Here is a 14,770-nt window from a genome sequence, read left to right on the forward strand (position 1 = left end):
ACTATTATTGATTTACTTATAGTATAAGATATAATAAAAAATCTAAAATTTTCAATGGGGTATACTTGTTTTATTTAAAATCTTTTCCAAATAAAACTTTGTCTATCTATTCTTCATCTATTAGAGGTATAAATATTATATTATGAGGCAGTCAGGCAGAAAAAGCAATCAATTACGTCCTATTTCATTAGAATTATCTCCTCTTATTAACGCAGAAGGCTCATGTCTTATTAAAATAGGTAACACTCATGTTATGTGTAGTGCAAGTTATGACACGACAGTACCACCATTTTTACGTAACCAGAACAGAGGATGGATTACCGCAGAGTATAGCATGCTCCCGGGTTCTACATCTCAGCGTAATAAAAGGGAAGCGGTGCAAGGTAAGCAGTCAGGTAGAACGCAAGAGATACAGCGTTTAATAGGCAGAACGATGCGTTCGATAATTGACTTACAAAAACTTGGTGAGCGACAAATTACCATAGATTGTGATGTGATTAATGCCGATGGAGGTACTAGGACTGCCGCTATAACAGGCAGTTATGTAGCTTTGCATCTAGCTATTAGATCATTAATGAAAAAAAGAATTCTAAAAGTAAATCCATTGATCAACCAAGTTGCTGCTGTTTCTTGCGGTATATATAAAGATCAACCTATATTAGATCTGGATTATTTAGAAGATAGTGACGCTGAAGTAGATAGTAATTTTGTATTTGCAGGTAACGGAAACTTAATTGAAATTCAAGGAACAGCAGAGAAAAAACCTTTTTCTGAAGAGCAATTTTTAGAAATGTTAAAACTTGCAAAAGCAGGTGTGGCGGAATTATTTAAGTTACAAAATCAAGTATTGCTTAATTTATAATGACTAAAATAAGACTTGATGAATTTTTATTGCAAAAAGGTTTTGCCCCAAATATTCAGGTGGCACAAAGTCTAATTATGCAGGGTAAAGTGCATAATAAACATGAGCAACTAACCAAAGCCGGAACGCAAGTTAATATAAATGATACTGATATTAAGGTAAAATTGCCGAAGCATAATTATGTTTCAAGAGGAGCATTAAAGCTAATTAAGGCTTTAGATCATTTTAAGATTAACCCTAGCGGTATGGTTTGCATTGATTTTGGAAGCAGTACTGGCGGTTTTACGGAAGTTTTATTGGAGCAAGGTGCAGAGTTAGTTTTTGCTGTAGATGTTGGTTATGGTGAGCTGCATCATAGATTGCGGGATAATCCGCAAATTATAGTACTTGAGAAAACTAATGCACGATATTTAACCGAAAAACAAATAACTATTCAGCCTGATTTGATAGTTTGTGATGCAAGCTTTATCAGCTTAACTACTATTCTGCCTGCTTCATTTGCTTTAGCTAAGAAAGATTGTTTGCTTATAGCTCTAATCAAGCCGCAATTTGAAGTCGAAAAGCATGAGGTAGAGGAGGGAGGAATTATTAAAAACCCGTTACTTCATCAAAAAGTGTGCAATAAAATTAAAGCTTGGCTTGAAGAAGAACATAATTTTGAGATATTCGGTATTGTAGAAAGCCCGATACTCGGAGCTAAAGGAAATAAGGAGTTTTTAATAGTAGGGCAGAGAAAAAAGACACTTTAAATCAATTTATTATTAATTGCATCCTCTAATGTATAATTATTAAGTGTTTTTATAAATGCATTGCTTGCCTCCTTAATAAAATGTTTAAATTGGCACGAATTAGTGATTCTGCATCGATTAGTATCTTTATTAAAACATTCTACTATATCCATATTAGGCTCTAACTTCTCTATTATATCTCCAAGTTTTATAGAAGATGGGGGAGATGCTAATCTAATTCCACCTCCTTTTCCTTTACTACTACTTATATATCCTAATTGTGCTAATTTGTGTATTACCTTTACTAAATGATTAAGTGAAATATTATAGTATTCTGCTATTTCTTTTATACTACAAATTTCCCCCTGTTTAGATGCAAGATATATAAGACTACGTAATCCATAATCTGTAAAACTTGTTAACTGCATAAAAATTTTATTTTTTATCTTGAATATACAAAAAAACATTTATATAAGTCTATATGTTATAATATGTATTTTAAATACATATTATAACATATTAATAATTGTAAACAAGGAGTGACTATGTCTCAAAATCTTATTAGCTTACTAAAAAATTGTCCTACTCAATATACAAAAAAATTTTATGATATATTATTTTCTGAGAATCCAGAGTTGCTATCTGTTTTTAATAAAACAAATCAGGAAAATGGTATGCAATCAGAAGCTTTAGCAGAATTTATTCGCTTATGGGCAAATACTATAGAGAATTATTCAGAAAAATTTATGAATAGAATGAAAGAAGTGGCTGAAAAACATGTATCTCTTCAGATTAAAGCAGAGGATTATCCTAAAGTTGGTAAAGCATTAATAAAAGCTATAGGATCAGTTTACAATTTAACGGAAGAAGAGACTAATTTATTACTAGAAAGTTATAAAAAATTGAGTGGTTTGTTTATAGAGATTGAAAGTAACCGTTACAATCAAATACAAGAATCAGGTGGCTGGGAAGATTATAAAGAATTTATAATAGCAGAAAAAACGCTGGCAAACATCCAAGGGGACACAATATCTCTTACTCTTAAAACAGTTAATGGTGAAAAAGTACTGCCACATAAACCTGAACAATATATTACTATGCAAGTAAATGGAGTACAGCGTCATTTTACTATTACCGACAGTGGAGAAGATTATTATAAGCTTTTAATAAAAGTAAAAGAAGTAACTGATAATAATTCTTTTTCTGTAACACAATATCTACGTGACGCTGAAATGAATACAATAGTAGGATTAAGACCTCCATGTGGTATTCCATTTAAATTAGATAATGTCATTCCTCTTGTCCTAATTAGTGGAGGGTCAGGAGAAAGCAATTCCATTGCTGTTATGCAAGCTATAAAAGAATCTATAAAAAATGGACAAAGCGATAAACTACCATCATCTATACATATTATTCATTCTACTCAAGGTGAAAACAGTGATACACACCAATTAGATCTACCTGTAGAGCAATTAAGAGATCTTGGTCTTAAGGTTTCTTATGATAAATATTATACTCAAGATAGCTATAGTAAGAATAATACTATTCATATCGGTAGAATAAATGAAAAATCTTTGAATAGTATCTTAGACAATCATAATAATAATTATGAAATTTGTGCTTCTCTTTCTTTCAGTGCTAATCTACAGCAGATATTAAAAGGATGGGGCGTTGCAGAAGATAATATTCATATAGAGGGATTTGGACCATCACAGGAAGTATTTGATTCATATTTAATAGGACAAGATAATCCTGGGTCAAGTGTTTGTTCATTTGCTCATGAATAAATAACAAAATATATATTGTTAAATAAATATTGCTTATATATATGAACTAGTGTATTCTGCCTTTTTGAGGGATACAATATTGGAATTAAAAAAAGGTGGGTTATCCCGCCTTTTTTGTTATAAAATTGATAATGCAAACTATTGAACAACAAATAACAGATTTGATACAAGAAACCTTAAGTGATATGGGGTTTGAATTAGTGCTTGTGCGTGTTAAAGGTCTAAGCTCTAAAGTAGTTGAGATATTAATAGATAGGCTTGATGATCAAAAAGTAACGATAGAAGATTGCACTAAAGCAAGCAATACTATTTCGGCTATTCTAGATGTTGAAGATTTGATAGAAGAGGCATATTACTTGGAGGTTTCGTCAAGTGGTGTTGAACGTCCATTGGTAAAATTTGAAAATTATAAAAGATTTATAGGACGAGAAGTTAAAATTAAGCTTAAAGAGTTGTTAAATGGTAGAAGCCGTTATCAAGGTACGATAATTGAGGCTAAAGACGATAAAGTATATTTAAAATGGGAAGACCAAGAAGTAATAATTAATTACGATTTAATTAAAAGTGCTAACCTAGTTTTAACAGAAGAAATGTTTAAAAAATTATTAGGTTCTGAGAATAAAAGTAATACAAGGTAATATAATATATGTCTAATATAGGTAACATAGAAATTTTACAAATTATAGATTCTGTAGCTCGTGAGAAAGGGATATCAAAAGAAGTTTTGATATCAACTGTAGAACAAGCAGTGCAAGTAGCAGTGCGAAAAAAATACGGCAATGAATATAATATCAAAGCACAAATAAATAGAAAGACAGGTGAAATAAATCTTTTAAGAGTGCTTAAAGTAGTAGAAAATGTAGAAGATTATTTAACACAAATTTCAATTACCGAAGCTTTGCAAAAAGATCCTGAAGCTAAAATTGATGGTGAAATATATGAATATTTACCTTCAATTGATCATGCAAGAGTAGCAGCTCAAGCCGCAAAGCAAGTCATAACACAACGCATTATAGAAGCAGAGCGTGAAAAACAATATCATGATTTCAAAGATAGAAAAGGTGAGGTTATAAATGGTGTTGTCAAAAGAATAGAATATGGTGATATAATAGTTGATCTTAATCGTGCTGAGGCAATAATAAAGAGAGAACAACAGATTAAAGGTGAAAATTTTAAAGTTGGTGATCGTGTTAAAGCATATGTACAAGATGTAAGGCACGAAACAAAAGGTCCACAAATATTTTTGTCTAGGGCAGATGATAGGATGCTTGCTAAACTATTTGAGTTAGAAGTTACAGAAATTTATGAGGGAGGGATCGAAATAAAAGCAGTAGCACGTGATCCCGGTTCAAAAGCCAAAATAGCTGTATTTGCTTCAGAAAATGGTATAGATCCGATAGGTTCATGTGTTGGTATTAAAGGTAATAGGGTAAGAGCTATAACAAATGAGCTAAATGGAGAAAAAATTGATATAATATTGTGGAATAGGGATGTTGCACAGTTTATAATTAATGCTCTTGCACCTGCTGAAATTTTAAAAATTCTTATTGATGAAGATAAAAGAAAAGTAGAGGTAGTAGTTTCGCAGGAGAATCAAAGCCTTGCAATAGGCAGAAGAGGGCAAAATGTGAGACTTGCTGCTAAGCTCACAGGATGGAACATCGATATAATGACTGAAGAGCAAGAATCAAAACGAAGAAATGAAGAGTTCGTAACTTCTACAGAATTATTTATGGAAGCTTTAGACGTTGAAGAAGTAATCGGACAGCTTTTATCAGTTAGTGGATTTAACACAGTAGAGCAAATTGTAAATAGTGATATTAATGCTTTAATGAATATTGAAGGTTTTGAAGAAGAGCTAGCTGTAGAGATTAGAAATAGAGCTATTAATTATGTTAATCTCAGAAATGAAAAGATTGTTAAAGAACTTGAAGAGCTTGGAGTTGAACAGGAATTAATAGATATATTAGAAATACAACCTGAATTAATATTAAAATTTGCTGAATATGGTATTAAGACTATAGAAGATTTAGGTGAAATGAGCGTAAATGAATTTAAAAATCTAGCTTCAAATTCTAATATAACAGATGAGAATATTAAATTATTAATTAAGACTGCTAAACAACATAGCGAGCTAAAAGAAGAATAGTGTCATCCCGTGGCGGCATTGCCTGTGTGGATCATTTTCCCCTGTCACCCCGTGGCTTGTACCTGCGAGGTCCAGCTAAAAAATACTAGTGGTGTTAGTATTTTTTATTGTTTTTCTGGATCTAGTTCCCAAGCCACGGCATTGTGACATCGAGAGTGCTTTTCGATCCATGCAACAAAGCCGGCATGTCCATAGGGTGACACCGGTATTAAACACAAAGGTTTAAATATGACGGATAACCAGGAAAACAAACCCAAAAAGTTGACACTTAGCAATACGAAATTGTCACTTAACAAGTCTTTTGACTCTCTTGCGAGTACTCAAAGTTTTGTCAATGCTAAGTCGAAAACATTAGTAGAGGTTAGAAAAAGCTATAGTGGTTCTACTACTACCCTTTCATTAAATAAAGAGAAAGGTAGTTTAGAAACTGGTTCAAGTAGTGGTAGTGAAGAATTTAACAGACGCTTATCTATTCTAAAAAAAGCTGCAGAACAATCAAAATTAAATGATAATTCACAAATAAGTACTTTAAGTAAACTTGCAAGTATTAATCAATCTATTGCTTCACAAGAAGATCCTATAGAAGTTGAGCAAGAAGAAAGCAGCGATACTAACAAAGTTAAAGAAGAGCCAAAAATAGAAGAAGTAAAAGATATTGAGGAGTCTACACTTCAAACTCCTAAAAAGAAAGAGGATATTTTTGTAAAATCCCCGTTAGTAGGAACTAGAACACGTTACGGTATAGAATCAGAAAAAACTGTAGATAAAGTAACCGAAAATAAGGTGATTGCACCAAAGCCTAAAGTTGAAGAATCAAGAAAGTTTAAAAAGACTGACCTCTTCAATATGGTTGGTGACGATGAAAACGACAATAGAAATAGAACTAGAAGTCTTGCTTCTATAAAAAGAGCAAGAGAGAAAGAAAAGCGTAAATCATTAGTACAAGCCCCTGAAAAAGTATATAGAGAAATAACGCTACCTGAAGTTATTGGTGTCGGTGATTTTGCAAATGCAATGTCTGAGCGTGTATCTGATGTTATTAAAGAGTTAATGAAGCTTGGCATTCTTGCTAATGCTAGTCAAACAATTGATGCAGATACTGCAGAGTTAGTAGCTACCCATCTAGGTCATGCTGTCAAAAGAGTCCAAGAATCGGATGTTGAAAATATCTTAATTACCAATGATAAAGAGGAAGATTTAAGATCACGTGCACCAGTTGTTACAGTTATGGGTCATGTTGACCACGGAAAAACTTCTCTACTTGATGCTCTGAAATCTACAGATGTAGCATCCGGTGAGACAGGAGGAATTACTCAGCATATTGGGGCTTATAGAGTAACGCTTGCTGATGGTAGAGCTATTACATTTATTGATACTCCTGGTCATGAAGCTTTCTCAGAAATGCGTTCAAGAGGGGCAGGTGTCACTGATATAGTTATCATAGTAGTTGCAGCAGATGATGGTATAAAACCGCAAACTGTTGAAGCGATTAACCATGCAAAAGCAGCAAATGTTCCTATAATAGTTGCCATTAATAAGATTGATAAACCTGATATTGATATTGAGCGTGTAAAAAACGAGCTCTATATGTATGAAATTATTGGTGAGGAAGCTGGTGGTGACGTTATGGTTATTCCAATCTCGGCACTTAAAAAAATTAATTTAGACAAGCTTGAAGAAGCTATTTTATTAATTGCAGAAATGCAAAATTTAAAAGCTAGTCCGTTCGGATCAGCTAGCGGCGTTGTGATCGAATCAAAAATCGAAAAAGGAAGAGGTGCGTTAACAACCATGCTAGTTCAGCGTGGTACTTTAAAAAGTGGCGATATTATAATAGCTGGAACTGCGTATGGTAAAGTCAAAAAAATGACTAACGATAAAGGAATAGAAGTTTTAGAAGCTACCCCATCCGTTCCAATAGAAATTCAGGGTTTAAGTCATGTTCCTCATGCTGGTGATATGTTTAACGTAGTACAAACTGAAAAGCAAGCAAAAGACATAGCAGAATATAGAGAGCGAGTTGCTAAAGAAAAGAAAATATCTATAGCACCACGTTCAAGTCTAGAAGATTTATTCTTAAAAGCTTCTGGTAGTAGTAAAATTAAAGAATTACCTTTAATTATTAAAGGCGATGTTCATGGTTCAGTTGAAGCTATTGCTGGTAGTTTATTAAAATTACCAAATGATGAAGTTAAGCTCCGCATTCTTCACAGTGGTGTAGGTCCTATAACAGAATCAGATGTATCACTTGCTCATGCTTCTTCAGCTATCATTGTTGGTTTTAATGTTAGAGCAGGTGCAAACGCAAAAACTGCTGCAGAGAAAGAAAAAGTTGAAATTAGATATTATAGCATAATATACGATCTATTAGATGACGTGAAAGCAATTATGAGTGGAATGCTTGATCCGATTATTAGAGAGCAATATATTGGATCGGTAGAAATTAGGCAGATATTTAACATTACTAAGATTGGTAAAATCGCTGGTTCTTATGTCACTAGAGGTATTATTAAGAAAGGAGCAGGAGTACGCTTATTACGTGATAATATAGTAATTCATGAGGGTAAGCTGAAGACTTTAAAACGCTTTAAAGAAGAAGTTAAAGAAGTCAGAGAAGGCTATGAGTGTGGTATCGCATTTGAGAATTACGAAGATATCAGAGAGGGCGATACAGTCGAGGTATTTGAGCTGATTCAAGAGAAAAAGCAATTATAACTTAGTTCCCGTCATTGCGAGAAGAAACTGTAAGTTTCGACGAAGCAATTCAGTAAAAAAATACTAATAATGTTAGCATTTTTTATTATTTTCTGGATCTAGTTCCCAAGCCATGGTAGGCATTGTTGCGTGGATCATTTTCCCCTGTCATCCCGTGATTTATTCACGGGATCCAGCTAAAAAATACTAATAAAATTAGTATTTTTTATTATTTTCTGGATGTCGTGGTCAAGCAACTAGATGACTACCTTAGGGCATTTTTCGATCTACGCAATAATACCGCCATGGTATGACACCAAGAGTGTTTTTTGATCTACACAACAAAGCCTATGCGGGAATGACATGTAATATATGACTATGGAACTTACCGGAAATGAGTTAATTAAGTCCAAGCTTATAGATATCCCTGAGCGTTCAGGAGTCTATCGGATGTTTGACGCTAATAAACAAGTCATTTATGTCGGTAAAGCTAAAAACCTAAAAAAGCGTCTTACTAATTACATTAAAACAGATTTAGATACTAAAACGCTTCGGATGGTTGCAAATACTTGCTCGTTAGAGTATAGCATTACTAATTCTGAAGTCGAAGCACTGCTTTTAGAAGCTCAGCTAATCAAAAAATTTCAACCGAAGTTCAATATTCTTCTTAAAGATGACAAATCTTTCCCTTTTATCAAATTACGTTTAGATCATGATTTCCCACAATTGCTAAAATACCGAGGCAGAGCCTTAAATGATGGGAAGTTTTTTGGTCCGTTTGCTTCAGCAACCGAAGTTAACACTACTTTATCAGAACTACAAAAAATCTTTAAACTACGTTCCTGCACAGATAATTACTTCAATTCACGTACTCGTCCTTGCCTACAATATGAAATTAAGCGTTGTTATGCTCCATGTGTTGGTAAGATAAATAAAAAGGATTATGCGGAACTAGTAGGGCAGGTCAAAGATTTCTTGCAAGGACGCAGTAAAGAACTCCAAGAAAATCTATCGAAGAAAATGGAAGAGTTAAGCGAGCAGATGCGTTTTGAAGAAGCAGCAGAAATTAGAGATCGTATTAAGGCATTGAGTTATGTACAGCTTAAAGCGGGTATTACGGATATCGTTAAAGACGCAGATATAATTGCTATTGTAGAAAAAAATGGGCATTATTGCGTGGAGGTATTTTTATATAGAATAGGGCAAGCTTGCGGTAATATTCCGTATTTCCCTACTTCTACTGAAAATAGTACTAAAGAAGAAGTGTTAAAGCATTTTTTATTACAATTTTACCAAAAACAACAAGTACCTCCGGGAATTATTATCAATCACGAAATTGATGATAAAGATAATATTATAGAAGCGATTAGGAATATTAATGATTTTGCTAAGCTTAGCATTACAATTCCTGCTAGCGGTGGTAAGCTTAAACTAGTTCAAAATGCTCAAGAAAATGCTTTATTTTCACTTGAGCAATATCTAAAGAAATTTGCTAAAAATCAAGAGCTTATGTTTGAGGTTAAAGAGTTATTTAATCTTCCTGAAATTCCTGAGAGAATTGAGGTTTACGATAATAGCCATATTCAAGGTAAGTTTGCCGTCGGGGTTATGATAGTTGCCGGAAAATCCGGTTTTGATAAAAAAGAATATCGGGTTTTTTCCTTGTCATCCCGTGACTCGATCACGGGATCCAGTAAATCAACAAACAATGATAGTATTAGTTGTTTTTTGGATACCGTGGACAAGCCACGGTATGACACTAAAGGCGATGACTATGAAATGCTTCGTCAAGTTTTAACTAGACGATTAACGAGATTAAAACAAGAGCCACATAGATTGCCGAGTTTGATGATTATTGATGGGGGAAAGGGGCATTTAGGTATTGTTAAAGAAGTGATGAATAAGCTTCAAATGGATATTCCGTTTGTTTGTATGTCAAAAGGTCCTGATAGAAATGCTGGTCTCGAGCAGTTTCATATGGTAGGTAGAGAAGTATTTACCTTGAACAAGAATTTACCGCTTATGAAATATTTACAAATCTTGCGGGATGAAGCTCATAATTTTGCAATAAAGAATCATAGACTTAGTAGGTCACGTGCTATAAAAGTCTCAAGCCTTGATGAAATAGAGGGAATAGGGGATACTCGTAAAAAAGCATTACTACATTATTTTGGTTCATATAAAGCGGTATCTGATGCAACGCTAGATGAACTTTCTAAAGTAAAAGGCATTAGTAAATCACTTGCGAAAATGATCTTTAATGCCTTGCATAAAAATTAAGCTATTAAGCTTTGTCTGTAGGGTTATTAGTAGTAGTGTTATTAGACTCACCTAACAATTTTTTTGCCCAAGCTTGTGCATCATCATTAGTATCTACAACAGTATTATCATGATGCTTATCATATTCTTCAGCAAAAGCAAGTTCTTCAGGTGATAGAAAGTCGTCATCCTTATTATTCGGTTTCTTGGACATATTATTACCTACCTATTTGATTATTTTTCTTTACTGTAACATTTTTATTACTATCTGTCAATCCATCAGAAGTTGATCTAGTTCTTAGTTGTTCTTTAATCATTTGAGCTTCATCTGAAACTTTTGTATAGCTTACTTTTATACCTAAATTACTATCATTAAATTTATAAGTCGGAGTTTTTTGAGAATAATCTTCGCTATATAATTCCTGTGGGTTTTGTGCTTTAGGATTTAAGTTTTGTTTACGTAAAAATTCATCTAACCTAGTTTTATCGTGTATCTCTACTTTTTTTTCTTTAAGATTACCTTGTTCTATTAATATCGGTTTTTTACCTCTTTCCACATCATTATCTACTATTTTATATTCAATGTTTTTCCCAGTATATTTAGACATGATATCATGAAAATTCTTTGGGACATTAATGTTTGCGTTAATGTTATACTCACGTGGTACTAATCTTCCTTCTTCTTTTCCTCGTTCATATGCTCTTTCTACACATTTTTCTGCTGGAATTGAGATAACATCAATTAGAGCCTTGCCACCATTTTTAACTGCCATATCAAGTATATATTGATTAGGCATTATAGTATCAACTAGCATATCAGGAGCTTTATTGTCATTAACTTTTTTCTCATATAAACGATATGACATATTAGAAATAAATCCTGCTTCTGCATGATTAAGAGGTGATTTATTCTCAATTTTACTAGTAGTTATAAAATCTCTATGACTGTCAGTATTAATTTTTACTATATCAGACCAATTTTTTCCTTGCTCTATTGCCTCCTTTCTACGCATTGCTACAGATGTTCCTTTTCCAGATGCGGGTGCCCCATAAAAACAATAAGTAGTTCTATCTTTTGAATGTTCGGTTAATTTTTTAAATCCCTGATTTTCTGCTTCTTTTACTAATTTTGGCTCTAGATCAGATATTATTGTATCTTCCAAAGCTTTCATTTTAATTTTATCAAATAATATTTTTTCTAAATATTGTTCCGGTGTTTTTGAACGAGAACTTTCAGGTAATTTATGATAATTTTCTTTTATAGCTTCATATAGATTTTTCGCTTCTTTTTCTTCTTTATTTAATATCGCTGTATCGGTATTATTAATAACTTTAGAAGATAAAGCTTCGGCTTGAGATTTTGAGTTTAGATTTACCTCATTTACTTTTTCTTTAAATTCTCTGCTGCTACTGTAATCCAACACATAAGAATATAGTTTTTCAAAAGTAGGCTTTAGATCTGCTTCTTTTTCTATCTGTAAATTAGTATTTATAATAGCAAGAGAGGCATATTTAGCCATATGCGTTGCTGGTAAGCTAGCTACGCTTGTTAAATCAGTCGTCCCTGTTAATATTATATGTTCAGCAGTTGTTCTAGGGTGGTTTTCTGAATTTTTAATAATGGTGGGGATTTCTGGATCCGTTCTTGTATTATTTAAATCTCGAGCTTTACTGAGTGTATCAACTCCTGTAACTTCCCAGGCTTCATTTGGTTTATCTTTCATAATTATTAATTGTTTTTAAATAAAATTTTATATTAAGATTATTTATTGTCTTATCAAAATGAATTAATAATTGAATTTAAATTTTAATAGAAAATATATTGTATTTTTGCAATTTATATAATTATTGTTAAGTTTTGAAATATTTTTCAAAATTATAGTTGATTATTAATTAAAAAATTGATACTATATTAAATAATTAACTTTTTGTTAAATAATGAGAAAGGGGATATGATTATATTTAATTTTAAGGATAAGTTTAGTTATTCACATTTATTAGAAGTTTTAAAAGAAAATAATCCTAATATAGTTGGTTTAGATATTAGAGGTAATTTTACGCCTAAGCAATTTATAGAATTATTTGAAACGCTAAAAGAGAATAATACAGTTAAAAAACTGATTCTTAGAGGAAAAGCTTATAAATGCGATTTAGATAATAAAGATATATATTCAGGATTAAGTAGTTTATTACAAAACAACAAAACTATTGAAGAGCTTACCTTATATCATACTGATATTCAAGATAATGGTATTAAATCTATAGCTAGTGCTTTAGAAGAAAATAATAGCTTAAAATATTTAAAAATATGTGGGCATTATCTGAAAGCAACAGGTGAAATAGCTCTACTTAAGATGCTTGCAAAAAATACTTCTTTAGAAACTTTTGCTATTGATTACATAAGTGAAACTGCAAAGCTTGCTTTATTTGCTCAACCTAAATATTTTGCTTTAAAAAATTTGGATATAACTAATAACGATAGCGGTCTAACGTTTTTTGTAGATATTTCTAATTATGAAAACCTTGTAAATACATCATTCATCAAAAAAATTAATCCTAACCCTATAGCATTTGCCATAGAGCAGAAAGAATTACAAATCAATAAATTAGCTGTATTATTAGAAAATGAAAACTTTTCTCAAGCTTTTATCAAAGCTACAACCGATTTTTATTATAATAATTTTCTTGTAAAAGAGAAAGAATTGGCAGCAAAATATGCATCTTTAGACAAGCAAAAAAGTAATTATGAAAATGCAACACATGAAGTTTTGAAAGAATATAATAATTTGCAGCTGTCTAATAATAAATTTTTTACAGTAGTAGAAAAAGCAATTTCAGCAGGTGAGATAGAAGCTAAACAAACAAAAGCTGAAATTTTTGTTCCAAAACCAAAGATTGAAGAAAGAGAACTTGTAGTAGAAGAAAAAGAACCTGCAATAGAGGAAGAAATAAAACTTGAAAAAGCCGTAGTTAAGAAATTAGACATTGATAATGGATTAAAGCCTGCAGAATATATTACTGAATGGACAAATAAAATAGTAGAAATGGACTATGACACTGTTATCTTATCTATTGGAAGTGGTAAGGTATTAAATCAACAAATCCCTCCATTTTCTAACGGATTGGGGCAGGTCGCAATTTTAAATATAGATACATTTTTTTCAAATGATGAAATAGAAAATGTAAGTAATTCAAATAAAATTTCAGTTAACTATTTATCTGCACAAATAGAAAATATCGAAAGATATAACATTAGAGCTCGTACAGAAGAACAAAAAGAACTATTAATCGGGCAAGAGAAATTGGCAGATAGTATATATAGGCTCATAGATGGAGGGAAAAAAGTAATTTTATTAAGTCATATTTCTCCACTTGCTCCAAGAATTCACTTTGAAAAAGTGCTAAAAAATAAGGATATTATGAATGGTTATGGAGATAAATTTTTGTTTATAAATTCTTATTTTGACGATATGCCCACTATTTTATGCCGTAAAGGTTCCATAAATAGTATAATGTCACCAAATATGAAAGCAAAGAGTGTGATGAATAAGTATATATATACAGGCAAAGCATATCCTAAAGGTGAAGAGTTAGAAGATGTAGTTGTTTATGATAGAATAACAAGCTGTTATGATATTTGTAAAATATCTTTTTCTGCTGGAAATAAAAAAATAGCTATGCCTGAGGGTATGGTGTATTCTGGGTTATCTGAAGTTACTGCTGAAGATGTAATACATTTAATGGGGCATGAAAGTATAGTTATATAAAGTGCCATCTAGTTGCTTGCTAACTAGATCGATATGTTATTTCTGCTTAAGGCTCGCCTCACGTGGATCAGTTTTTCCCTGTCACTTCGTAGCTTGGGAAGTAGGTCCATATGTCATTCCCGTAGAGACGGGAATCCAGCATAAATTGAGCTACCTAAGCTTTTAATTTTAAAAACTTGTTGCTTTTGTGTTTATTTTTCTGAGTCAATCATAATTTTTGTGTAAGTTACTAAAATTCATTTTCTAATAATTGATATTTAAAATCGCCACAAAGAATCTCAAACTGATTCAAAGCAAGCGACCATTCTCTAATAGGCATGGTCCACTTTTTTGCAGCATTTTTTAAAGTTAGGAAGACAATTTTCGTAATAGATTTATCATCAGGAAAAAACCCCTTATTTTTGATAATTTTACGGATTTGGCGATTTACTGATGAGGGTAGTATTGGTAGTATAAATGACCCTTCTAATCTCTTCCGGAAAAGCAAAAAAAGGCACTATTCTGGTCCAATTACGTCGCCATAT

Annotated in this window: 11 protein-coding genes and 1 pseudogene; 8 read left to right on the forward strand and 4 right to left on the reverse strand. The window is 32.1% G+C overall.

What is annotated here, in order from left to right; all coding sequences use genetic code 11:
• Positions 1–142: 142 nt before the first annotated feature.
• Positions 143–862, forward strand: coding sequence for a ribonuclease PH (rph, locus tag RBE_RS03165; RefSeq protein WP_011477276.1), 720 nt, complete (start codon positions 143–145; stop codon positions 860–862).
• Entirely contained in the window at positions 862–1,611 is a 750-nt protein-coding gene (locus tag RBE_RS03170; RefSeq protein ID WP_011477277.1) for a TlyA family RNA methyltransferase, read from the forward strand. Before rph ends, RBE_RS03170 begins: the two co-directional genes overlap by 1 nt.
• On the opposite strand, the gene RBE_RS03175 is transcribed toward RBE_RS03170, so the two are convergent.
• Positions 1,608–2,018 carry an Rrf2 family transcriptional regulator gene (locus tag RBE_RS03175; protein WP_011477278.1) on the reverse strand — a complete coding sequence of 137 codons (411 nt, stop codon included), beginning with the start codon at positions 2,016–2,018 and terminating at the stop codon, positions 1,608–1,610. The two genes, RBE_RS03170 and RBE_RS03175, sit on opposite strands and share 4 nt — an antisense overlap.
• Before the next feature lie 117 nt (positions 2,019–2,135).
• On the opposite strand from RBE_RS03175, the gene RBE_RS03180 reads away from it, so the two are divergent.
• From RBE_RS03180 to uvrC, 5 genes are all read left to right on the forward strand, one after another.
• The gene (locus RBE_RS03180; protein ID WP_012151816.1) at positions 2,136–3,377 is read left to right on the forward strand and encodes a globin domain-containing protein; all 1,242 of its coding nucleotides are present in this window, start codon (positions 2,136–2,138) and stop codon (positions 3,375–3,377) included.
• 131 nt (positions 3,378–3,508) lie between these two features.
• On the forward strand, positions 3,509–4,015 hold the full coding sequence (gene rimP, locus RBE_RS03185; RefSeq protein WP_041804650.1) for a ribosome maturation factor RimP: 507 nt from the start codon (positions 3,509–3,511) through the stop codon (positions 4,013–4,015).
• 8 nt (positions 4,016–4,023) lie between these two features.
• The gene (nusA, locus tag RBE_RS03190; protein WP_011477281.1) at positions 4,024–5,526 is read left to right on the forward strand and encodes a transcription termination factor NusA; all 1,503 of its coding nucleotides are present in this window, start codon (positions 4,024–4,026) and stop codon (positions 5,524–5,526) included.
• Between the two features lie 228 nt (positions 5,527–5,754).
• Complete coding sequence (gene infB, locus RBE_RS03195) at positions 5,755–8,241, forward strand: translation initiation factor IF-2 (protein WP_011477282.1); 2,487 nt, start codon at positions 5,755–5,757, stop codon at positions 8,239–8,241.
• Between the two features lie 351 nt (positions 8,242–8,592).
• Complete coding sequence (gene uvrC / locus RBE_RS03200; RefSeq protein WP_011477283.1) at positions 8,593–10,500, forward strand: excinuclease ABC subunit UvrC; 1,908 nt, start codon at positions 8,593–8,595, stop codon at positions 10,498–10,500.
• Positions 10,501–10,504: 4 nt separating this feature from the next.
• Here uvrC and RBE_RS03205 read toward each other — a convergent pair whose 3' ends face one another.
• Both RBE_RS03205 and RBE_RS03210 read right to left on the reverse strand, forming a co-directional pair.
• A complete protein-coding gene (locus tag RBE_RS03205; protein WP_012151820.1) occupies positions 10,505–10,693 on the reverse strand; it encodes a hypothetical protein in 189 nt (62 codons plus the stop codon).
• Between the two features lie 4 nt (positions 10,694–10,697).
• Positions 10,698–12,203 carry a zeta toxin family protein gene (locus RBE_RS03210; RefSeq protein WP_011477284.1) on the reverse strand — a complete coding sequence of 502 codons (1,506 nt, stop codon included), beginning with the start codon at positions 12,201–12,203 and terminating at the stop codon, positions 10,698–10,700.
• A 228-nt stretch (positions 12,204–12,431) separates the two neighbouring features.
• Between RBE_RS03210 and RBE_RS03215 the strand changes: the two genes are divergently transcribed.
• Positions 12,432–14,246, forward strand: coding sequence for a hypothetical protein (locus tag RBE_RS03215; RefSeq protein WP_011477285.1), 1,815 nt, complete (start codon positions 12,432–12,434; stop codon positions 14,244–14,246).
• A 229-nt stretch (positions 14,247–14,475) separates the two neighbouring features.
• Here RBE_RS03215 and RBE_RS09180 read toward each other — a convergent pair.
• A pseudogene (locus tag RBE_RS09180) lies at positions 14,476–14,767 on the reverse strand (transposase); the annotation flags it as partial.
• Between the last annotated feature and the right edge of the window lie 3 nt (positions 14,768–14,770).

The organism is Rickettsia bellii RML369-C, from assembly GCF_000012385.1.
Taxonomy (GTDB): Bacteria; Pseudomonadota; Alphaproteobacteria; order Rickettsiales; family Rickettsiaceae; genus Rickettsia; species Rickettsia bellii.